We start from the raw sequence: 22813 nt of genomic DNA on the forward strand, positions 1-22813 counted from the left end.
GGGCTCCTTACTGCAGCAGGCGCTCGAGCTCCTCGAGCTCCTGCTCGAGTTGCTCGGCTTTCTGTTCGTCCGACAATTGGCGCAGGTCCATCAGGGCGCGCTGCTCGGTCTCCTCGCGCGCACCACTCGGACCGCGCTCCTCTACCACGGGCGGAGCGCTGACGATCAACCTGCTGAGCAGGTAGTCGCGGAGCGAGCGCGGATCGGGATAGGCCCAGAGCAGTGCCGCCGACAGGGTGAGGCCCAGCGCCCCCTCGAGACGGTTGCGCAGCTCGAGCCCCTTGAGCGAATCGATGCCCAGCGACTTGAAGGGACGCTCCTGCTCGAGGCCGTCGAGGTCCGTGCGGAGGAGCTGCTCCAGTTGCTGGCGAATCAGCTGCTCGAGCAACGCGGCGCGCTCGGCCGCGTTCGCCTTGGCGAAGCGGGCGAGCAGCACACGATCTCCGCTCTGGAGCCGCTCGTCGCCGCCAGCCAGCAGCGGCAGGAAGCGGGTCCCGGTGGCCAGGTGCGGGTGGTATTCGATCAACTGGCGGGCGTTGAAGCGGATCACGCCCGCGCTGCCGGTCCCAGCCGCGAGGAGTGCACTCAGTGCCTGCCGGGCCTCGTGGGGCGCCAGGCTCCAGACGCCTCCGGCGGCGAGGGTCTCTCCCCCTTCAGCGGTGGAGATCGGCCCCCATTGCACACTCGTGGCCACCAGCCCGCGGCCTCGCCGATGACGGGCCAGCCCATCCAGGAAGGCGTTGGCGGCGGCATCCCAGGCCCGGCCCGGTGCCCCGAGGAGCGCCGAGGCCGACGAGCACAGCACGAAGAAGTCCAGCGGCGCGCGCTCGGTGGCCTGGTGCACGTTCCACGCGCCGGCCACCTTCGGGGTCATCATCGCCGCACCGGTGTCGTGGACCACCGCGGCTGCATGCAGCACACCCCGCAGGGGCCCCATGGCCTCGGCCGCGGCCACCGCGGCGGCCACGTCCGTTGTCCGGCTCACGTCACCCAGGCACGCCTTCAGCTCGAGGCCTCGCGCACGCAGCGCCTCCAGGCGCGCGGCCTCCGAGGCGGGCACTCCCGCCAGTCCGCGGCGGCTCAGCCACACGACGTGCCGCGCTCCCTGCTCGGCGAGCCACTCCGTCAGCGACAACCCCACCACGCCCGAGCCGCCGGTCACCAGGTAGCTGGCCCGCTCGTCGATCACCGGTGCCGCCGACTGCTCCACCTCGACCTCGGCCCCCTCGACCTTCACCACCAGCTTGCCGGTGTGCTGGCCCGAGGCCATCTGGCGGAACGCCTCGAGCGTGTCCGCCGAGTCGAACAGCGCGGTGGGCAGTGGGCGGAGCACGCCGGTGGCGAACGCCTCCATCACCTCGGCGAACAGTGCCGCGAAGCGCTGCTTGCGCTCCAGGGCCAGCCCCAGCAGGTCCACCGCCTGATACGAGAGCCGCTTGCGGAACGGCAACAGGCTCAGCGCGCGCTTCTGGTCGTAGATGTCCGTCTTGCCGATCTCGAAGAAGCGGCCGTCGCTCGCCATGGCGGCGAGGCTCGCCTCGATCGCCTCGCCCGACAGGGAGTTGAGCACCATGTCCACGCCCTCGCCGCCGGTGGCCTCGAGCACCTGGGCGGAGAAGGCCTGGGTTCGCGAGTCCAGCACCGTGGCGATGCCCATCCGCCGCAGCATCGCCCGCTTCTCCTCCGTGCCCGCGGTCGCGTAGATCTCCGCACCGCGCCACTGGGCGATCTGCACTGCGGCGAGCCCGACGCCCGACGCCGCGGAGTGGATGAGGATGCGCTCCTTCGGCTGCAAGCGGCCGAGCGTGATCATCGCGTACCAGGCGGTGAGGAACACGATCGGAACCCCGCCGGCCAGGATCGCGTCCAGAGCCTCGGGCCGCCGCTGCACGTAGGCGGCGTCCGTCGTGAGGTGGGAGCCGAAGCACCCCCGGCCCACCGCCACCACCGGGTCGCCCACCGAGAAGCCCTCGACGCCGGGACCGACCGCTTCGATGACTCCCGAGCACTCTCCGCCCAGGACAACGGGCTCGAGTCCGCCGGTATTGGCGCCCGGGTAGATGCCCACCGCGGTCATCACATCCATGAAGTTCAGACCCGCCGAGGCCACCTTCACGCGCACCTGCCCGGGACCGGGCGGCAGCACCCGCGCCACGCGGAACTTCATCTGATCGAGGATGCCCGCGCGATCCATCTCGAGGCGGAACGGCCGGCCCCGTGCCGGCTCGCGGCTCGTCTGGCCCGGCGCGCGCTCGGTGCGCTCCAGGCGCCCGGCGTACCAGGACGTGCCTCGCAGCCCCAGCTCCTCGTCCGCGGCGTCACGCAAGAGCTCCGCGACCAGCAGATCCAGCTCGGCCTTCGCCTCGAGATCCACGCGCGTGCAGCGCAGCTCCGGGTGCTCCAGCCCGATCGTCCGCCCCACGCCCCACAGCGCGGCGCCGCTCAGCGATGCAGCCGGCGTCCCGCCTCCCGCCTCGTCTGGAAGGACCCGCTGCGACGACTCGGTGAGCAGCCAGAGCCGCGGCGCGGCCCGCCGCCACCGCCGCTGCGCCGCGCGCTGGGCGAGCCGCAGGACATTCCCGCACTCCCGCTCCACCTGCGCCTGCAGCTCCGCCCCGCCGGACCCGTCCGGCAACGCGTGCCCGGTGCTTCCGCACACCACGATGCCGCGCGCGTCCTCCTCGCCGAAGGCCCGGGTCAACGCGGCCTCGATGGCGGCGTCACCGTCGGCCCACTGCCACGAGGCCACATCCTGACCGGCGGCGCGGAGCAGGGCCGACAGCCGCGTGCTGCTTTGCTCGTCGGCGCTCACGATCAACCACTTGCCGCCCGCCTGCGAGAGCTCGCCCCGCGCCTCCTGGCCCGGCGTCCGCGGCTCCCACCGCTGGACGAGCAGGGGTGAGGCTCCTCGCTCCTTGGCCTCGCGCTCCTTCGCTCCCTGCTCCGCGGCTCCAGCACCGTCCGGTCGCGCCGCCGAGGTAGCCACCGGCTTGACGTCGGTGCGATCGAGCCAGTGCCGCTCGAGCTCCCAGGCGTAGGTCGGCAGGCGCACCAGGCGCCCCTTCGCTTCGGGGCCCTCGGCCCAGGTCACGGAGCCACCGGCGACGAACACCTCCGCCAGCGCCTCGAGCAGGGCCTGCCGCCCCGTCACGTCCGGGCGCACGCTGGAGGCGGCGCGGACCCGGCCATGGCCGTTGCCGCCCGGTGCGGTCAGCTCGGCGATGACGGCCGACGCCGCCGGGGAGGCGTTCACCTGTACCACCACGCCAGGCTGGCCGCCCAGGGCCTGCCGCAGCGCTTCGCCGAGCCGCGCCGGCTCCCGCGACTGGCGCGCCCAGTGCGCCGCGCCCAGCGTCTCTCCCGCCTCCCGCTGCCCGGTGACGGTCGAGAAGAAGGAGATCTGCCCAACCCGCGGATCCAGCGCCCGCGGCGCCTCGCCGCGCCGCCAGACCAACTCGGCCGCGGCTTCGAGGCTCAAGATGCCGGCCACGTGCGCCGCGGCCACCTCGCCAACGCCATCTCCCAACACGCGATCCGGAACCACGCCGCAGGCCCGCCACTCCGCCGTCACGGCCACCTGGAGCGCGAACAGCGCCAGCTCGACGTGCTTCGGCGACGGGGCCACGGGCGCTCGCAACTGCTCGAGCAGCGAGACGTTGGCGCCCAGCGCCGAGAACGCCTCCTGGCATTGCCGCAGGGCGCTGTGAAACGCCTCCGAGCGCTCGTCCAGCTCGCGTCCCAGCGCGCGCCAGGCTCCCGCGTCACCCGAATACAGGAACACGGCCGCCGCCCCGCTGGGAGCGGCGCGTCCGGCGCGCAGGTGGGGCACCTCGGAGCCCTCGAGCCATCGCCGGAGGCTCGAGGCCAGCTCGCCCGAGGTCCTGCCCACCACCGCCAACCGATGGGGGTGATGGCTGCGCCGCATCGTCGTCGTGTAGGCGACGTCCCGGATGGCCGGAGCGGGCTCCGTCTCCAGGCGCTCCGCGTAACGCGCCGCGAGACGCTTCAGGCTCGCCTCTCCGCGTGCCGTCACCACCATGATGTGGGGCTGGCCATCGGCGGCGGGCTCCGCCTCGACAGGGGCGGGCGCGGGCGCCTCCTCCAGCACCACGTGCGCATTCGTGCCACTGAGGCCGAACGCGCTCACTCCCGCTCGCCGGGGCTGGGCTCCTCGAGGCCAGGCTCGGCCCGCACTGGAGATGGACAGCGCCGTCCCTTGCAGCTCGATTCGCGGGTTCAGCGTCTCGAGGTGCAGATTCGGCGGAAGGCGCTCGTGCTCGAAGGCGAGCACCGTCTTGATGATTCCGGCGACGCCCGACGCCGCCTCCAGATGGCCGATGTTGGTCTTCACCGAGCCGACCACGCAGCTCGAGCCATCGGCGCGGGGTGCGCCGACCACCGCCTTCAAGGCCTCGATCTCGATCGGATCACCGAGGGAGGTGCCGATGCCGTGCGCCTCGATGTAGCCGATGTCCTGGGGTTGCACCTGCGCCGCCGCCAGGGCCTGCTGCAGCAGCGCTCGCTGTGCCAGGACGTTGGGCGCCGTCAGCCCGCTCGATCTCCCGTTGTGATTGACCGCCGTGCCGCGGACCAGCGCTCGAATCGAATCCCCATCGCGCAGCGCATCCGACAGGCGCTTGAGCACGAGCGCGCCGCAGCCCTCGCCGCGGACGAAGCCATTGGCACCGGCATCGAACGTGCGGCAGCGTCCCTCGGGGGAGAGCGCCTGCATGTTCACGTACAGGTGCATCGTCCAGGGCGACAGCATCAGATTGACGCCGCCGGCCACCGCCAGATCGCACTCGCGCGCACGCAGGCTGTGACACGCCAGGTGGAGCGCCACCAGTGAAGACGAGCAGGCGGCGTCGGTGGAGAGTGACGGTCCCTCGAAGCCGAGCAGGTGGGAGAGGCGCCCACTGCCGAAACACGCACCGATGCCCGTGGACGTATAGATGTCGAGCTTCTCGAGCGGGCTCTCCATCGAGAGATGCTGGTAGTCCAGCGTCATCATCCCGACGAACACACCCGTTCGCGAGCCGCGAACCGACTCGAGCGGAACGCCCGCGTCCTCAAGCGCCTCCACGGAGACCTGGAGGAACAGCCGCTGCTGAGGATCGATCGCGGCCGCCTCGCGCGGCGAGACGCCGAAGAAGCCGGCGTCGAACCCCGTGACGTCCTCGTCACCGAGCAGCGCCGCCCAGCGTGCCTTCCTCAGCGACTCATCGAGCCGCCAGCGTGACTCGGGGATCTCCGAGACCGCATCGGCTCCGGAATCGATCGTGCGCCAGAACGCGTCCGGTGATCCGCCACGGGGGAGGCGGCATCCAAGACCCACGATGGCGATCGGCTCGTCGCGGCGTTGCTCGAGCGCCACGATTTTCGCTTCCGCCTGTTCGAGCGCGCGAAGAACCCGATTCACTGTAGACAAGGACGACCCCCCACGGGTAGTTGCAACAGGATGGATTTTGGGGGAGGACGAGTAGCATGTCCTGAACACTTCGGCAACGCGCCACCGATGCAAATCAGGGATAATCCGGAAGGCCCCCATGCCTTGTCAGGCGTGGATATGCTGTGTTAGTCACTCGGGGCCGATCGACACGTCGAGTCGTTCTTCCGGCTGCGTGCTCCGGTGCGCTCCCGTGAGTGTCATTGCCCTCTTCTCGAAAGCTGTCCGGCGCTCCTTCGTCGCACCGGCGGCCCTCACCCTTCCGGCGGTAGCGAGATGACAGCCTCTTCGTCAGACGGATCGCAGCAACAGCGCGAGCTCCTCGAGCGCGCCACCGTCACCATCAAGAAGCTCCGGTCCGAGAACGCCCAGCTGCGCGCGGCCCAGAAGGAGCCGATCGCGATCATCGGCATGGCCTGCCGCTTCCCCGGCGGCGCGAATGATCCGGAGTCGTATTGGCGCCTGCTCGCCAACGGCGTGGATGCGATCCGCGAGATCCCCCAGGACCGGTGGCCGCCGGGGGAGATCGACGTCAACGAACTGCCAGCGCTGCGCTGGGCCGGGCTCCTCGACTCGGTCGACGGCTTCGATGCCGGGTTCTTTGGCATCACCCCGCGCGAGGCGGCGCAGCTCGATCCGCAGCAGCGGCTGCTCCTCGAGGTGAGCTGGGAGGCGCTGGAGAACGCCCTGCAGCCGGCCGAGCGGTTGATCCAGCACCCGGTGGGCGTCTTCGTCGGCATCGCGTCCTCCGATTACCAGCACCACGTGCTGGCGCTGCCGCCAGAGGAGAAGAACGGCTACTCGGCCACCGGCAACATGCCCAGCGTCGCGGCCGGGCGCATCGCCTACACGCTCGGACTGCAGGGCCCGTGCGCCGCCGTGGACACGGCGTGCTCGTCGTCGCTGGTGGCGCTCCACCTGGCCTGCCAGAGCCTGCGCAATGGAGAGAGCGCGCTGGCCCTCGCCGGCGGCGTCAACCTGCTCCTGTCGCCGACGTGGATGCGCATGGTGGGGCTGACCCAGTCGCTGTCGCCCGATGGCCGGTGCCGCACGTTCGACGCGCGGGCCAATGGCTTCGTCCGTGGCGAGGGCTGCGGGGTCGTCGTGCTCAAGCGCCTGTCGGATGCCCAGCGGGATGGCGATCGCATCTGGGCCCTTCTGCGCGGCTCGTCGATCAACCACGATGGCCGCTCCGGCGGCCTGACCGTGCCCAACGTGCTGTCGCAAGAGGCGACCCTGCGCAAGGCGCTGGACAGCGCTGGGGTCGCGGCGGGCGAGATCGGCTACGTCGAGGCCCACGGCACCGGCACGCCTCTCGGCGACCCGATTGAGCTCGAGGCCTTGAAGGCCGTGATCGGCGCGCCCCGCGCCAACGGCTCGAGCTGCGCGGTCGGCTCTGTGAAGACCAACATCGGTCACCTCGAGGCGGCCGCTGGTATCGCCGGGCTCATCAAGGTCGTGCTGGCGCTCGGCCAGGAGACCCTCCCCGCGCACCTTCACTTCCGCGCGCTCAACCCGCGCATCTCGCTCGAGCAGACCGCCCTGGTCATCGGCGCGGACGCCCGCCCCTGGCCCGCGGGTGAGGGGCCACGCCGCGCCGTCGTCAGCTCGTTCGGGATCAGCGGGACCAACGCTGGCGTCGTGGTCGAGGAGGCGCCGCGCGTCCCCAGCGAGGCCACGACGCGGCCGCCCACCCGCGTGGGCACCGAGGGCGAGCTCCTGCTCCCGTTGTCGGCGCGCAGCCCCGAGGCGCTTCGCGCGCTGGCGCTCACGCATGCCCGGCGGCTGAGCGAGCCCGAGAGCCCGATCTCGCTCGAGCAGTACGTCCACCTGGCGGGCACGCGGCGCAGCCATCTCTCCTTCCGTCAGGGCTTCGTCGGCGGCACTCGCGCCGAGCTCGCCGAGAGCCTGAAGGCGTTCGCTGGCCAGGCCGAGCTGCCGGTGGCGGAGATGGGCAAGACGCCGCCGCGCATCGCCATGATCTTCCCGGGTCAGGGCTCGCAGTGGTTGGGGATGGGCAGGGAGCTGCAGGCACGCGAGCCGGTGTTCCGTGAGGCCCTGGCCGCGTTCGACGCGGCGATCCGGAAGGTGGCCGGTTGGTCGGTGCTCGAGGAGCTGTTGGCCGACGCCGGGCGCTCCCGCCTGGATCAGGTCGACGTCATCCAGCCCTGCATCGTGGCGATCCAGATCGCCCTGGCCGCGCTGTGGCGCTCGTGGGGGGTGGAGCCGGCGGTGGTGGTTGGTCAGAGCATGGGCGAGGTGAGCGCGGCCTGTGTCGCGGGTGCGCTCAGCCTCGAGGACGCGGCGCGGGTCATCACCGCGCGCAGCCGCCTCGTCAAGCAACTGCGTGGCGGTGCGATGGCCAGCGTCGAGCTGCCGGCCAGCAAGCTCGAGGGGACGCTCGGCGAGGGGCTCGGGGTGGCCGCCATCAACGGGCCGACGTCGACGCTGGTGGCCGGGCGCTCCGACGCCATCGAGCGGTTGGTCACCGAGATGGCCGGTAGGGGCGTGTTCTGCCGCAAGGTGAAGGTGGACTACGCCTCGCACAGCCCCGAGGTCGAGCCGCTGCGAGAGCAGCTCCTCGCGGCGGTGGCGCCGGTGCGCGGCCAGATGCCCACGCTCGCCTTCCGCTCCACGGTCCACCGGGGTTGGGTGGGAGCCAACGACCTCGGCCCCGACTACTGGTACCAGAACCTCCGCGAGCCGGTGCAGCTGTTCCCGGTCCTCGAGGAGCTGCTGGTCAACGACGGGATCGACGTCCTCCTCGAGGTCAGCCCGCACCCCATCCTCGGCCCGGTGCTGCAGGGGGCCGCCGCCCACCTTGGCCGTGACGCGGCCGTCTTCGCGTCGCTGCGCCGCGAGCAGGCGGAGCAGAAGACGCTCCTGCTCACGCTGGCCGCGCTCTATGCCCGCGGTCAGTCCGTCGCCTTCGAGCGCGTGATCACGAGCGGGGAGGGTGCCTCCCACGCCACGCGGTGGCCGCCGCTGCCGACCTATCCCTGGCAGCGCCAGCGGCACTGGCTGCCATCGCTGGAGCGGCTGCCCGCGGCGGGGCGCACCACGGAGGCCCCGCGCGATTGCCTGCCACCGGGGCGCCGTCTGCGCTCGCCCGTGCTCCGCGACGCGGTGTACGAGGTCGTGCTCGGCTCGAAGTCGCTGCGCTGCTTCGAGAGCCACCGCGTCGAGGGGGGCGTGATCGCTCCGGCCTCGTGGATCCTCTCCATGGTGGTCGCCGCACTGCGCGATCTGGGGAGCCGCGGCCCGGTTTCCGCGCGCCAGTTGACGTTCGCCCGCCCGCTGGCGATCCCCGAGGGTGAGGAGCGGCGGGTCCAGCTCATCCTCTCGCCCGGGGCCACGCGTCCCAACCGCTTCCAACTGCTCTCCGCCGCCGTCGACGGCGCCGGGGACGAAGCTTCATGGACCCTGCTGTCGGAAGGGGAGCTCGCGTCCGGAGAGGCGCCGTCCCTCGAGCGGCTCGACGCCGACGCCGTGTGCCGCCGGATGGAGGCCGTCCCGAAGGACGCCATCGCGGCGATGGCTGGCTCACCCGGCCCCGAAGGCTGGCTCGAGGCGATCCACCGTGGAGATCGCGAGGTCCTGTGCCGGCTTCGCGCGCCGCGCCCCGGCGATCATGCGGAGCGCTTCATCCTGCATCCCGAGCCGTTCAACGAAGCCCTCACCGCCCTGGTGTCGTGTGCCGGCGTGACGAGCCACCGCTATGCGCCGATCTCCATCGACGCGCTGGAGCTCCTCGGGCAGACGGACGTCGCGTGGATCCACGGCACCGTCGCGCAGGTGGAGAGCGGAGGCCGGCCGGCCCTGTCCGTCGCGCTCCACTTCTACGACGAGGCCCTCCAGCCGGTCGCCGTCGTCTCTCGCATGCACTGCGTCCCGGCTTCGCTCGAGAGCAGCATCAAGGCGGAGACCGGCCTGCTGACGCGTGGGCGCTACGAGGTGGCCTGGCAGCCGCTCGAGCCGGGGAACGCCGCGACGGCTCCTGGCCGGTGGCTGATCCTCCCGGATGCGCGTGGCACGTGTGAGCTGCTGGCCGCTCGCCTCGAGTCCGAGGGCCATGAGTGCGTGCGGATCTCCGGAGGGCTCGAGCACGCCGCCGAGCTCCAGGAGAAGCTCCTCGCGGCGGCCGGCGGGCAACCGCTGCGCGGCATCCTGTTCGGCCAGGGGCTCGACGCCGATGCCCAGCCGGACCAGCCGTTCTCCTTCGGTCCGTTCGAGCCGGTGCACGGCTTGCTGCGGCTCGCCAAGGCGCTCGCGGCCCGTGCGCTCGGGCCCGTGTGGATCCTCACGCGTGGCGCGATGTCCGTGGAGGAGGGCGAGAAGATCGACGCCCCGGCCGCGGCGGCACTCTGGGGCATGGGCCGGGTGCTCGGCCGCGAGCACCCCGAGGCCGCTCCGCGCCTCGTCGATGTCGACCCACGCGGGTCCGTGACTGCGAACGCCGAGCAGCTCCATCGCGCGCTCTCGCAGGCGCAGGAGGATCAGCTCGCGCTGCGCGCCGATCGGCTCTTCGGGCTTCGGCTGCGCCGGGGCCGCGACGAGCGCGCTCCACGGACGCTGACTCCCTCGCCCGAAGCCAGCTATCTGGTCACCGGAGGCCTGGGGCGGCTGGGCCTGATGCTGGCGGAGTGGCTGGTGGCGCGAGGTGCACGGCACCTCATCCTGCTCGCCCGCTCCCGCCCGTCGGACGAGGCGGCGCGCCGCATCCTCGCGCTCGAGCAGCAGGGCGCGCGGGTGTTGGTGGCCCGTGCCGACGTGGCGGACTTCGCGGCGCTGCGCCAGGCGCTCGCCGCCGCCGAGGTGGAGCTGCCGGCGATCCGCGGCGTCTTCCATGCGGCCGGACAGGCGCGCCAGTCGCTCCTCGTCGACGAGCCCTGGCAGGACTACACCGAGGTGCTCGGCGCCAAAGCGGCGGGTGCGTGGAACCTGCATCTGCTGACCCGGGACAGGCAGCTCGACTTCTTCGTCCTGTTCTCCTCCATCGCCGGCATCCTCGGCTTCGGAGGCATGGGGAGCTACGCCGCCGCCAATACCTATCTCGATGCCCTCGCCGTGCACCGCCGCGGGCTCGGGCTCCCGGCGCTCAGCATCGCCTGGGGCCTCTGGGATGAGGCGCTCGAGCAGCAGCTCGGTGAGCGGGCGATGCGCGTCGGGCTGATGCCGTTCGCCGCCGCTGATGGCCTCCAGGCCCTCGGGGTGCTGGCCGCCGGTCAGGCCACTCACACCATCGTGGCCAACATGGACTGGGCCCGCCACCTCGAGGACCGTATCGGCGCCACGCCGCCGTGGCTTCAGGAACTGGCCGCCTTCTCCGCCGGTCCGGCGAGCCCGCGCGAGCAGGAAGGCGCCTCGAAGTTGCTCGCCAGCCTGTCGGGGCTCCCGGCTCAGGCCGCCGCGGAGCGCATCGCGGCGCACGTCAGCGGCGTGGTGGCCGAGACGCTCGGCTATCCCCGCCACCACGCGCTCCCTCGCGGCAAGGGGTTCTTCGATCTCGGCTTCGACTCGCTCCTGGCCATGGATCTGCGCCGCCGCCTGGCCAAGGACTTCGCCCATCCGTTCCCGGTAACGCTGGCCTTCGATCATCCGACGATCGAGCGCCTCACGTCCCATCTCGTCGCCCACTGGCAGGAGAGTGGCGCGGCGGCACGCGGTGGTGCGGGGGTGTCGCCGCCCGCGTCCGTCGATGAGCCGGTGGCGCGTCCTCTCGCCACCGCGGCCCAGGCCCAGCCGGACTCCGCGGTCGAGCCAATCGCGATCGTCGGCATCGGCTGCCGGTTCCCCGGCGGGATCGTCGATCCGGAGACGTTCTGGAACCTCCTGGTCGAGGGCCGTGACGCCACCTCCGAGGCGCCGCGTGGCCGCTGGGATGACGAGTCGCGGTTCGATCCGGACCCCAGCGTCCCCGGCAAGTTCCACGTTCGCCGCGCCGGCTTCCTGTCCGACGTCGAGTCGTTCGATCCCGAGTTCTTCGGCATCTCCCCGCGCGAGGCCGCGCGCATGGATCCCCAGCAGCGGCTCTTGCTCGAGGTGACCTGGGAAGCCCTCGAGCACGCGGGCCTGCAGGCCGACGCCCTGGTGGACTCGGCGACGGGCGTGTTCGTGAGTGGCGCGCCGAACCAGTACCTGAGCCGGTTCGGCGAGGATCCGAAGGAGCTCGACGCCTACGCGCTCACCGGCAACCTGCCGTGCACGCTGTCCGGCCGCGTGTCGTATGTCCTGGGGCTGCGTGGCCCCAACCTGGCCATCGACACCGGTTGCTCCGGAGCGCTGGTGGCCCTGCACCTGGCTGCCCAGAGCTTGCGCGCGGGCGAGTGCGAGCAGGCGCTCGTGGCGGGCGTCAACGTCCTGCTGTCGGCCGACATGATGATCGGCCTGAGCAGGACCGGTGCGCTGGCGCCCGATGGGCGCTGCAAGACGTTCGATGCCTCGGCCAACGGCTTCGGGCGCGGCGAAGGCTGCGGCGTGCTCGTCGTCAAGCGGCTGCGCGACGCACAGGCACATGGAGATCGGATCATCGCCGTGGTCCGTGGCTCGGCGGTGAACCACGATGGGCGGAGCGGCGGCCTCACGGTCCCCAGTGGCCCGGCGCAGCGGTTGTTGATGGAGAGTGCGCTCCAGCAGGCCCGTATTCCGGCCTCGCAGGTGGGCTTCGTCGAGGCGCACGGTACCGGCACGCAACTGGGCGATCCGATCGAGGTCGGCGCGCTGGCCGCGGTCTACGGGCGCGCCTCGGGCCGTACCACGCCGTGCTTCCTGGGCGCGGTGAAGAGCAACCTCGGCCACCTCGAAGCGGCGGCCGGCGTCGCCGGTGTCATCAAGGCCGCGCTCGTTGTCGACCGCGGTGAAGTCCCTCCGAACGTCCACTTCAACGAGCTCAACCCCAAGCTGCCCATGGACGGCGAGCCCTTCGAGATTCCGACGCGGCTCCACACCTGGCCCACCCCGGACCGCCGCCTCGCCGCGGTGAGCTCGTTCGGCCTCGGCGGCACCAACGCGCACGCCATCGTGGAGGCAGCGCCTTCTCGCGTCTCGCCTGACGTGAAGGCAACGGTGACCTCCGCGCCGCTCCGTGAGCGGCCGGCCCACGTGGTGACCCTGTCGGCGCGTGATCGCGAGGCGCTCGTCGAGCAGGCCCGTCGCCTGTCCGCCTACGTCGAGCAGCATCCCGAGCTGCGGCCCGAGGACCTCGCGTTCTCCGCCAACACCAGCCGCACCCACCTGCCGCACCGTCTGGCGATCGCCTTCACCTCCGCCGAGCAGCTCCGGGCCCGGCTCGCCGCCTTCGCCGCGGCCCCGGAGACAGGGGAGGTGGTGCAGGGGAGCGTGACCGACGTCCCGCCCCCGCGCATCGGCTTCCTGTTCACCGGACAGGGCTCGCAGTACGTCAACATGGGCAAGGAGCTCTACGAGACCCAGCCGGTGTTCCGTGAGGCCATCGACGAGTGCGCGGCCTTCCTCGATCGCGGTGCCGAGCAACCCCTCCTGAGCCTGCTCGCCGACGGCGAGTCCATCGATCGCACCGGACGTGCCCAGCCGGCGCTGTTCGCCGTGCAGTACGCGTTGACGCGCCTGTGGCGCTCGTGGGGCATCGAGCCGCACGCGGTGTTTGGCCACAGCGTCGGTGAGATCGCGGCCGCCTGCGCCGCCGGTGTGCTCGGCCTTCAGGACGCCCTGCTGCTGATTCAGGAGCGCGCGCGGTGGATGGAGACCATCCCCGCTGGCGGTGTCATGGTCAGCATCCGCGCCAAGGCCGACGAGGTGGCGGCCGCGCTCGCCCCGTACTCCGGGCTCGTCGCGATCGCGGCGCTCAATGGTCCCGAGCACACCGTGATTTCGGGAGCCCATGACCCCGTCCTGGCTATCGCCGCGGACTTCCGTGCTCGCGGGGTCGAGACCAAACAGCTCCGGGTCTCCGTCGCCTTCCATTCACCTGCGGTGGAGCCGATCCTCGAGCCGTTCTCGCGGGCGATCGCCTCGATCACCGCGCGGCCGGCGCGGCTGCCCTGGGTCACCGGGCTGACCGGCACCGTGCTGCCTCACCTCGAGACCTCCTACTGGTCGCGGCAGATCCGCGAGCCGGTGCAGTTCACCGCGGGCATGAAGGCGCTCGCCGACCTGGGCTGCGATGTGCTGCTGGAGATCGGCCCCCACCCGACGCTGACCGGGCTCGCCGTCGAGACGCTGCCGTCCACGGTCACGTGTGTCCCCTCGCTGCGGCGCGGCCAGCCCGACACCGAGGTCATCGCGCAAAGCGCCGGCCGGCTCCACGTCGCGGGTGCTCCCATCGACTGGAAGGCCTGGGATCGGCCCTTCCCGCGCCAGCGCCACACGCTGCCGTCCTATCCCTTCCAGAGGCGCCGCCTGTGGTTCGACGCTCCCAGCCGGCGGCGGCTCTCGGAGTCCGTGGAGGCGCGTGACGCCGAGCGCGAGGCGTCGTGGTACTCGCGCTGCGAATGGCGCGCGGTCGCGGCGCCGCGGCCGGCGACGACCGGGCAGGGTGCTGGTCACTGGATCCTCCTGGCCGATTCCGGCGGTTTCGCCGCCGCCCTGGCCGAGGTACTCGCCGCCCGGGGTGACACCTGCTCCCTGCTGCGGCCCGACGAGTTGCAGCGCCACGGCTGGCCCGTGCCCGAGGTGGCGCGAGCCCTCGAGTCCGCGCGTCCCGCTGGCCGGCCGCTGCGGGGCATCGTCCACCTGTGGAGCCTCGACATCGCGCCTACCCGGACGCTCGATGACGCCGCGCTGGATCGCGCCGAGTCCCTCAACCTCGGCAGCATGCTGGCGCTGGTACAGGCACTCGCCGGTCGAGGGACGGGCGCCGCTGGCGGCGGTGCGCGGCTGTGGCTGGTGACCCGGGGGGCCGTGTGCACTGGGGACGATGGCGCCAGCATCTCGGTGGCGCAGGCTCCCGCCTGGGGCTTGGGCGCGGTCATCGCCTCGGAGCATCCGGAGCTCTGGGGCGGCTCGGTGGATCTCGAGTCCGCCGAGCGCACGCGGCGTTCGGACCGGGAGCTGGCCGCCGAGCTGGTCAACGAGCTCACCGGCGAGCCCGGTGAAGAGCGCGTTGCCCTGCGGGGTGGCCGCCGCCTCGTCGCACGGCTCGCGCGCTGCCTGCCGGCGCGGACCGGGCCGGTGCAGATCCGCCGCGATGCGACCTACCTGGTGACCGGTGGGCATGGCGCGCTGGGACTGGCTGTCGCGGCCTGGTTGGCGAAGCGGGGCGCCAGGCACCTGGTGCTGGTGAGCCGGCGCGGTGCCAACGCGGAGGCCCAGGCCACCATCGCCGGGCTGGTCGCGGAGGGCGTCTCGGTGGACAGCGTGCTCGCCGACATCGGAGTGCCCGGCGAGGTGCAGGAGCTTCTGCGCCGTATCGAGACGCGTGGCCCGCCGCTGCGCGGAGTGATCCACGCCGCTGGCGTCGTCCAGGACGGCCTGCTCGTCAATCAATCCTGGGGTGCCTTCGAGCGCGTCCTGCGGCCCAAGGTCCGCGGCGCGTGGCACCTGCACCGCCACACGCGTGACCTGGACTTCTTCGTCCACTTCTCGTCGGCCTCCTCGCTCCTGGGCCCCCACGGCCAGGCGAGCTACGCGGCGGCAAACGCGTTCCTCGATGCGCTCGCCTACCACGAGCGCGCGCACCACGTGCCGGTCGTCACCATCAACTGGGGGCCGTGGGCGGCGGGAATGGCCGCCCGCCTCGATGCCGAGACCAGCCGCCGCACGTTGGGCGCTGGCTGGAACCCGCTGTCGATCGCCGACGGATGGAGTGCGCTTGATCGCATCGTGGCGAGCGACGAGGCGCAGGTCGCCGTGTTGCCGGCGGACTGGGCCGTGCTCGACGGCGAAGGCCGGCGGTTGCCGCTCACCCGGGAGTTGGCGGGGAGCAACGAGGTGGCCCCCCGTGCCGGTACCGCCGCTCCGCCCGTGCGAGTCCGCGACACGCTCCTGGCGGCCGCTCCCGCCGAGCGGATGCGGGTGCTCGAGAACCACGTCCGGCAGGTCGTGGAGGGCACACTGGGGTGGGACGCGCGTGAAGGCGACGAGCTGGGCGCGAAGCGCGGCTTCGTCGATGTCGGCATGGACTCGCTCATGGCCATCGAGATCCGCAACCGGCTGCAGCGCGAGCTCGACGTCACGCTCGCCGCCACCACCTTGTTCAACTACTCGACCCTCAGCTCGCTGACCGAGCACCTCGCCGCCATGCTCGCCACCAGCGGGCTCGTGCTCTCCGACGCACCCGCCGCCAGCACTCCCGCCACCCCGGCGGGCGCCGCACCGGTGCGCGTGGAAGCGCCGAGCGAGGACGAAGGTGGCGAGCTCTCGGATGACGAGCTCGCCGCGCTCATCGCGAAGAAATACGACTCTCGCCGTTAACAGCCCATGACCGCTCCCAAGCTCACGCCGCTTCAGCAGGCCTTCCACGTCATCAAGGACCTCGAGTCCAAGGTCTACTCGCTCACCGCGGAGCCGATCGCGGTCCTCGGCATGTCGTGCCGCCTCCCCGGTTCGGTGGCCAGCCCGGAGGACTTCTGGCGGCTGCTGTCCTCCGGCCAGGACGGCACCTCGGAGGTGTCGCCGGACCGCTTCGACATCAACGCGTTCTACGATCCGGATCCGCAGGCCGCCGGGAAGACGTACGCGCGGCGCGCCGGGATGCTGGAGTCGATCGACAAGTTCGACGCCCGCTTCTTCGGTATCTCGCCGCGCGAGGCGATCCTCATGGATCCGCAGCAGCGCCTGCTGCTCGAGGTGACCTGGGAGGCCCTCGAGCGCGCCGGCCTGTCTCCCCAGAAGCTCGAGAAGTCGGCCACGGGCGTGTTCGTGGGGGCGAGCCAGAGCGACTATCTGCGGCGGCACGCCTACGCCGGAAAGCCGAAGGACATCGACGTCTATGACGGCACCGGCAACGCCACCTGCTTCTCAGCGGGGCGGGTCTCGTACCTGCTGGGGTTGCAGGGTCCGTCCTTCACCGTGGACACCGCGTGCTCCTCGTCGCTGCTCGCCGTCCACCTGGCGTGCCAGAGCCTGCGCGCCGGGGAGAGCGACGTGGCGCTCGCCGCCGGGGTGAACCTCATCGTGTCCCCGGAGACGTTCATCTTCCTGTCGCGTGCCGGCAACATGTCGCCCGACGGCCGCTCGAAGACGTTCGATGCCTCCGCGGATGGCTACGGCCGCGGCGAGGGCTGTGGCGTCGTCGTGCTCAAGCGGCTGTCGCGGGCGCGCGCCGATGGCGATCCCATTCTCGCCGTGCTGCGCGGCTCGGCCGTCAATCACGACGGTGCCTCGAGCGGCCTGACGGTGCCCAACGGCCTCGCGCAACAGGCGGTCATCCGGCGGGCCTGCGAGAACGCCGGCATCGAGCCGCGGAACCTCGACTATGTCGAGGCGCACGGCACCGCGACGCTGCTCGGAGATCCCATCGAGCTGGACGCGCTCGGCGCGCTCGCCGAGGGGCGCACCGCGGACAAGCCGCTCTGGGTGGGCTCGGTCAAGAGCAACGTGGGGCACCTGGAGACGGCGGCGGGCATCACCGGCCTCATGAAGGCCGTGCTGATGCTCCAACACAAGCAGCTTCCCCCCAACCTGCATTTCACGCGGCCCAATCCCCATGTGGACTGGCAGCGCCTGCCGCTGCGCGTTCCCACCCAGCTCACCGCCTGGGAGTCGCCATCGCCCCTGATCGCTGGCGTGAGCTCCTTCGGGCTCAGCGGCACCAACGTGCACGTCGTCCTCGAGGAGGCGCGCGACCCCGCGGCCGATGCCGCGCCCCGCCCCGCGGACGAGGCTCCGGCCGCCACCGAGCCGTGTGTCCTCCTGCTGTCGGCGCGCACGCCGCCGGCCCTCCAGGCACTCGCCGCCGCCTATCGCCAGGGCTTGGCCTCGCCAGGGCTCGAGGGGTCACCCCAGGCCATCGCGCACACCGCCGCGCTGCGGCGCTCCCACGCCGAGCACCGGCTCGCGATCGCCGGTACCACGCGCGAGGCGTGGATCTCCGCCCTCGATGCGTTCCTGCAGGAAGTGTCCCACCCCGGCGTGTTCACCGGCCGGGCCGAGCCTGGACGTGCCGCGAAGCTCGCCTTCGTGTTCTCCGGGCAGGGCTCACAGTGGGTGGGGATGGGCCGGGAGCTGTTTGCCCACTCGGAGGTGTTTCGCGACAGCCTGCAGGCCACCGCCGCCGCGCTGGCGCCGCATGGGGGCTACCCCATTCTCGAGGCGTTTCGCGCCGATGCGCCGCCGCCGGACCTGGCGCGGGGTGAGGTGGTGCAACCGCTCCTGTTCGCCATCCAGGTGGCCCTCGCGCGGCTCTGGCGCTCGTGGGGCGTCGAGCCGGCGGCGGTGACCGGACACAGCGTGGGGGAGATCGCCGCCGCGCACGTCGCTGGAGCGCTCACCCTCGAGGAGGCCGCGCACATCGTCTCGGTCCGTAGCGAGCTGATGATGCGCATCAGCAACCAGGGCGCCATGGCGATGATCGAGCTGCCCGCCGCGGACGTGGCGAAGTGGCTCGTCCGCCACGAGCCCCACTTGTCGATTGGCGCCATCAACGCGCCCCGCTCCACCGTGGTGTCGGGACAGCGCGAGGCGATCGAGGCGCTCCTCGAGGAGCTCGCGGCCGGCGGGGTGTTCGCGCGCCGGGTGAAGATCGACGTGGCCTCCCATAGCCCGCAGGTGGCGCCACTGCTCGAGGAGTTCCGCCAGCGGCTCGCCGGGCTCAAGCCCCGCGGCGGCGGCATTCCCATGATCTCCACCGTCACCGGCGGCGAGGTGGCGGGCAGCTCGCTGGACGGCGACTACTGGGCGCGCAACCTTCGCCAGGAGGTCCGCTTCGCGGATGCGATCGCCACCCTCGACCGGTCCGGGTACGGCCGCTTCCTCGAGATCAGCCCCCATCCCGTCCTCGCCATGGCGATGGAGCAGACGGTCAGCGAGCGTCGCGTCATCGCGGCGTCGCTGCGCCGTGGCCAGCCCGAACTGGGGGCCCTGAGCGAGTCACTGGCCCAGCTCCACGCGAGCGGCCATCCGATCGACTGGAGCAGGATCTTCCGCTCCGCCCAGCGCGCCGTGCTGCTGCCGACGTACCCGTGGCAGCACGAGCGGTACTGGGAGGAGATGCGCTCCTCGAGCTCGGTGCACGTCGACATCGATGCGTCTTCGGACGCTCCGGCGCTCGCGGGCCAGCGGGTGCTCAGCCCGGGCGAGGAGGTGCACTTCGTGGACCGCCTCCAGCTCTCCGAGTACGCCTACCTGGAAGAGCACCGGATCTTCGGTGACGTCGTGGTCCCCGGCGCGTTTCACCTGGCCGCCGTGCTGTCGGTCGCCCGTGAGCTGGCCGGTGGCGAGGCCTGTGTCCTCGAATCGGTGACCTTCCCGCAGGCGCTGCGCGTGGGCCCCAACGACTCGCCATCCGTCCACCTGACCGGGCTGCCGCGCGACGGCGGCAAGACGCGGTTCCGCCGCGCCAGCCTGGCAGCGCCGCCGAAGCGCCCCGGCACCTGGGACGAGCACGCCACGGGCTTCATCTCCCGCCTCGAGCCCACCGCGGAGCGGGCCGCTTGGGCGCCGGACCGCACGGCGAGCGGAGCGGTCACCGAGCTGGATCCCACCGCGTTCTACGAGCAGAACACGCGGCGAGGCATCGAACTCGGTCCGACGTTCCGCTGGATTCGCCAGCTTTGGATCGGCCCGCGCGAGGCCCGTTCCATCCTGGAGCGCCCCGCCGCGCTCGCCGGGAGTCGCGCGGAGCCCAGGCAGTCCTTCCACCCGGCGCAGCTGGACGCGGTCTTCCAGACCTTCGCGGCGGCCGTCCCGGAGAGCGCGGACCACGCGTACATTCCTTTCTCGGTCGATCGCCTCGAGTTCCACGGGGGCGGGGACGGCGGCGTGGACCAGCCGCTGCACTGCCTGGCCCGCTATCAGCCGGGCGACGATGACTCGTTCCTCGTGGGAGACGCCGTGGTCCTCGCGGCCGATGAGCGCGTGGTCGCCCGCGTCGACGGGTTGCGCCTGCGGCGTGTGTCCCGTGCGGCCCTGGCGGCCAACGGGAGCCCGGCGTGGAGCGATTGGCTGTACGAGGCGCGATGGGATCGGCAGCCGCTGGCGACGGCGGCGCAGGTGCCCGGGGGAGGGCGGTGGCTGCTGTTCGCCGACGCGCACGGCGTCGCGGATCGTCTCGCCGAGCAGCTGCGCGCGCGCGGGGATGAGTGCATCACGGTGACGCCCGGCGACGCCTTCGCCCGCGTCTCCGCTTCGGCCTTCGTCGTGGCTCCGGAGCGGCGCACTGACTTCGATCAGCTCGTGGCCTCGCTCGCTGGCGGTGCCCCGCTGCGTGAGGCTGTCTTCCTCTGGGGCCTCTCGGATGGCCCGCTCGCGGCCGGGCCGCTGACCTGGCCCGCCGAGCGCGCCGCCCGGGCCGTCGCCGGGTTCTTGCACGCGGTGCAGGCGATCGTCGCGGCCTCGCTGCGAGATCCGCCGCGCCTGAGCGTCGTCACGCGCGGAGCCCAGCGGTTCGGTGATGGAACCGGCGCGGTGGATGTCGCCGCGGCACAGCTCTGGGGGATGGCCCGCGCCTTCCTTCACGAGCATCCGGCCCTGGGCTTCACCCGCATCGATCTCGAGCCCTCGGCCGAGGGGAATCCGGCGCTGTTCGCCGAGCTCGTGGCGCGTGAGCGCGAAGAGGAGGTTCTCCTCCGCCAGGGGGTCCGCTATGTCGGCCGGGTCGCCCGCGCGGCCCGCCTCGAGACGACGGGCGGAGTCATCGTGCGCGGCGACGGCGGCAGCTACCTGATCACCGGTGGGCTCGGCGGCCTTGGCCTGCGCCTGGCGGGCTGGCTCGCCGAGCGCGGTGCCAGGAATCTGGTGCTCGTCGGCCGCCGCGGAGCGGAGAGCGAGGCACAGCGCGGGGCCGTGAACGAGCTCCGCGCCCGGGGCATCCACGTGGAGGTGGTCGCCGCGGACGCCGCCGACAGGACACAGGTGGCGCACGCGGTCGAGCGGGCCCGCCAGCTCGGTCCGCTGCGTGGCGTCGTTCACGCCGCCGGCGTCCTGGACGACGGCATGCTGGCTCAACAGACGCCCGAGCGCTACCAGCGGGTCCTCGCCCCCAAGGTGCTCGGTGCGCTGCACCTGCACGAGCTCACCCACGAGTCCGAGCTCGACTTCTTCGTGCTCTTCTCGTCGGCCGCCGCCATGATCGGCGCGCCGGGGCAGAGCAACTACTCCGCCGCCAACGCGGCGCTCGACGCCCTGGCGCTCGCGCGGCGCGCCCGGGGCCTGCCGGCGCTCAGCGTCAACTGGGGGGCCTTCTCGGAGGTCGGCATGGCCGCGCAGCAGGCCAACCGCGGCGAGCGTCTCTCCCACCGGGGTGTCATCGGCATGAGTCCGGCCGACGGCCTGGAGGTGCTGGGCGCTCTGCTGGAGAGGGGCGCGGCGCACGTGGCGGTCATCGCGCTGGAGCCCCGGCAGTGGCTCGAGACGTCGCCTCACATGGCGCGCTCCAAGCGCTTCTCCGAGCTCATGGGCGAGGTGCAGCAGGGCGGTGCCAACCGCGGCACGAAGCTGCGGGACCTCGAGTCGCTGCGTGCCGCTCCCCCCAAGGAGCTCCGGTCGCGGCTCGCGCTCTTGCTGCGGCAGGAGATCGGACGTGTTCTGCGGCTGGATGCCCAAGCGCTCGAGCCGCAGGCGCCGCTGATGTCGCTCGGCTTCGACTCGCTGCTCAGCCTGGAGCTGCGCAACCGCCTGGAGGCGCTGTTCGGGCTTTCGCTCCCCGCGGTCCTGCTGTGGACCTATCCGACGATCGAGAGCCTGACCGAGCACCTCGCCCAGCAGCTCCAGCCCGTCAGCCAGGAGCCGGTCCCCGCGGCCGTCGCGAGCGCGGCTCCCCCCGAGAACGTCCCGGCCGGGGAGGAGGAGCTCGACGACATGTCCGAGGAGGAGCGGGCGCTCATCGAGGAGCGCCTGGCGTCGCTGACGCGGCGCCTGTGAGTCCTTCCGCCGCGGGCTCCGGCGGCCTCGTCACCCGAGGACCGCCGGCCCGCGAGGCGCCTACGCGCCGATCATCTTCACCGGCATCTTCAGCACGACGGTGTGCTTGTTGCTGCCGGCCCAGGTGACGGGCCCGGTGAGCTCGAGCCGCTCGACGCGATCGAGCAGCGCCTCCAGCACCACGCGCAGCTCGAGCTTGCCGAGCTGGTCGCCGAAGCAGGAGTGGGTGCCGTAGCCGAAGGCCAGGTGCGGATTGGGATTGCGCCGGATGTCGAAGGCGAACGGGTTCGAGAACACATCCTCGTCCCAGTTGGCCGACGTCCACCACAGCGTCACCTTGTCACCGGCCCGGATCTGGGCGTCGCGAATCCGGATGTCGCGCGTGGCGGTGCGGCGGTTGTACGGCGTGGGCGTGGTCCAGCGGAGGATCTCCTCCACGGCGCCCTTCAGCAGGGAGCGATCGGAGCGCAGGGCCCGCCACTGCTCGGGGTGCTCGGCCAGCGCCAGGATGCCGCCCGAGATCGCGTTGCGGGTGGACTCGGTTCCCGCCAGCACCATCAGGCAGAAGCAGGTCTGCCGCTCCAGCTCCGTGAGCTCCTTCTGGCCGCTGGCGTTGGCCAGCTGCCCGCCCGCGAGCAGCGAGGTCAGGTCGTCCGACGGCTGGGCCCGTTTGGCCACCAGCATCCGGGCGGCGTAGTGGAAGAGATCCATGTGGATCTTCTGGCTGCGCTCGGTGGGGTGGCCGACCTCGCGATCATCGAAGCCCATCAGGCTCCCCGTCCATTGGGAGAACTGGGCCCAGTCCTGCTCCGGGATTCCCATCAGCAGGCAGATGGCCTGCGCACCGACGGTGGCGGCCACTGCGTCGGCGAAGTCGAAGCCGCCACGCTCGAGCAGCGAGGACACGAGCTGGTTCGTGTGCTGGCGAAGCTTGCCCTCCAGCACGGTGAGCGCCTGCCGTCCCACCGCGGGGGTCAACACGTCCTTGAAGAGCTGATGGCGCGGGTCATCCATCATGTTGATCATGACGCCGGGCAGCTCCGGCCGGACATCGTCGATGTGCGTGCCGCCGCTGCGGCGTCCGCCACCGCCGGCCGAGGAGAAGGCGGGGTCCGCGGCCGCGTCGCGGATGTCCGCGTACTTGCTCAGCACCCAGAAGCCCTCGCCGTCGTGCGTCTGCCCGGGCGGATGGAAGAGCACGGGGGCGTGCTGGCGCAGGCGGGCGAACACCTGGTGGGGAAATCCGCTCGCGAACCGGGCCTGATCCGTCAGATCGAAGCCCTCGAGCACGGCGGGCAGCTGCTGGGACGGCGAGGGGGAGCCGGGGTGCCCCGCGGGGGACGCGGAGCGCTGGTTCTGGTCAACCGACAT

4 protein-coding genes are annotated in these 22813 nt (G+C 72.1%); 2 read left to right on the top strand and 2 right to left on the bottom strand.

Annotation, left to right across the window (positions count from 1 at the left end):
- Nucleotides 1-7: 7 nt before the first annotated feature.
- A complete protein-coding gene (locus NR798_RS19020) occupies nucleotides 8-5374 on the bottom strand; it encodes a beta-ketoacyl synthase N-terminal-like domain-containing protein (protein WP_375772901.1) in 5367 nt (1788 codons plus the stop codon).
- Between the two features lie 348 nt (nucleotides 5375-5722).
- Here NR798_RS19020 and NR798_RS19025 point away from each other — a divergent pair, with 348 nt between their 5' ends.
- A complete protein-coding gene (locus NR798_RS19025; protein ID WP_375772902.1) occupies nucleotides 5723-15835 on the top strand; it encodes an SDR family NAD(P)-dependent oxidoreductase in 10113 nt (3370 codons plus the stop codon).
- A gap of 6 nt (nucleotides 15836-15841) precedes the next feature.
- Nucleotides 15842-21442 (top strand): SDR family NAD(P)-dependent oxidoreductase, encoded by a 5601-nt coding sequence (locus tag NR798_RS19030; protein ID WP_375772903.1) that lies wholly within the window; start codon nucleotides 15842-15844, stop codon nucleotides 21440-21442.
- 60 nt (nucleotides 21443-21502) lie between these two features.
- Here the strand turns inward: NR798_RS19030 and NR798_RS19035 are convergent, their stop codons facing one another.
- The gene (locus tag NR798_RS19035; protein ID WP_375772904.1) at nucleotides 21503-22813 is read right to left on the bottom strand and encodes a cytochrome P450; all 1311 of its coding nucleotides are present in this window, start codon (nucleotides 22811-22813) and stop codon (nucleotides 21503-21505) included.

It is taken from the genome of Archangium gephyra (assembly GCF_042230915.1).
Lineage (GTDB): Bacteria > Myxococcota > Myxococcia > Myxococcales > Myxococcaceae > Archangium > Archangium gephyra_B.

Bases quoted from the DNA above. Each gene is read 5' to 3' on its own strand.
- NR798_RS19035 (WP_375772904.1), bottom strand. From the start codon at position 22,813: ATGTCGGTTGACCAGAACCAGCGCTCCGCGTCCCCCGCGGGGCACCCC.
- NR798_RS19025 (WP_375772902.1), top strand. From the start codon at position 5,723: ATGACAGCCTCTTCGTCAGACGGATCGCAGCAACAGCGCGAGCTCCTC.
- NR798_RS19030 (WP_375772903.1), top strand. From the start codon at position 15,842: ATGACCGCTCCCAAGCTCACGCCGCTTCAGCAGGCCTTCCACGTCATC.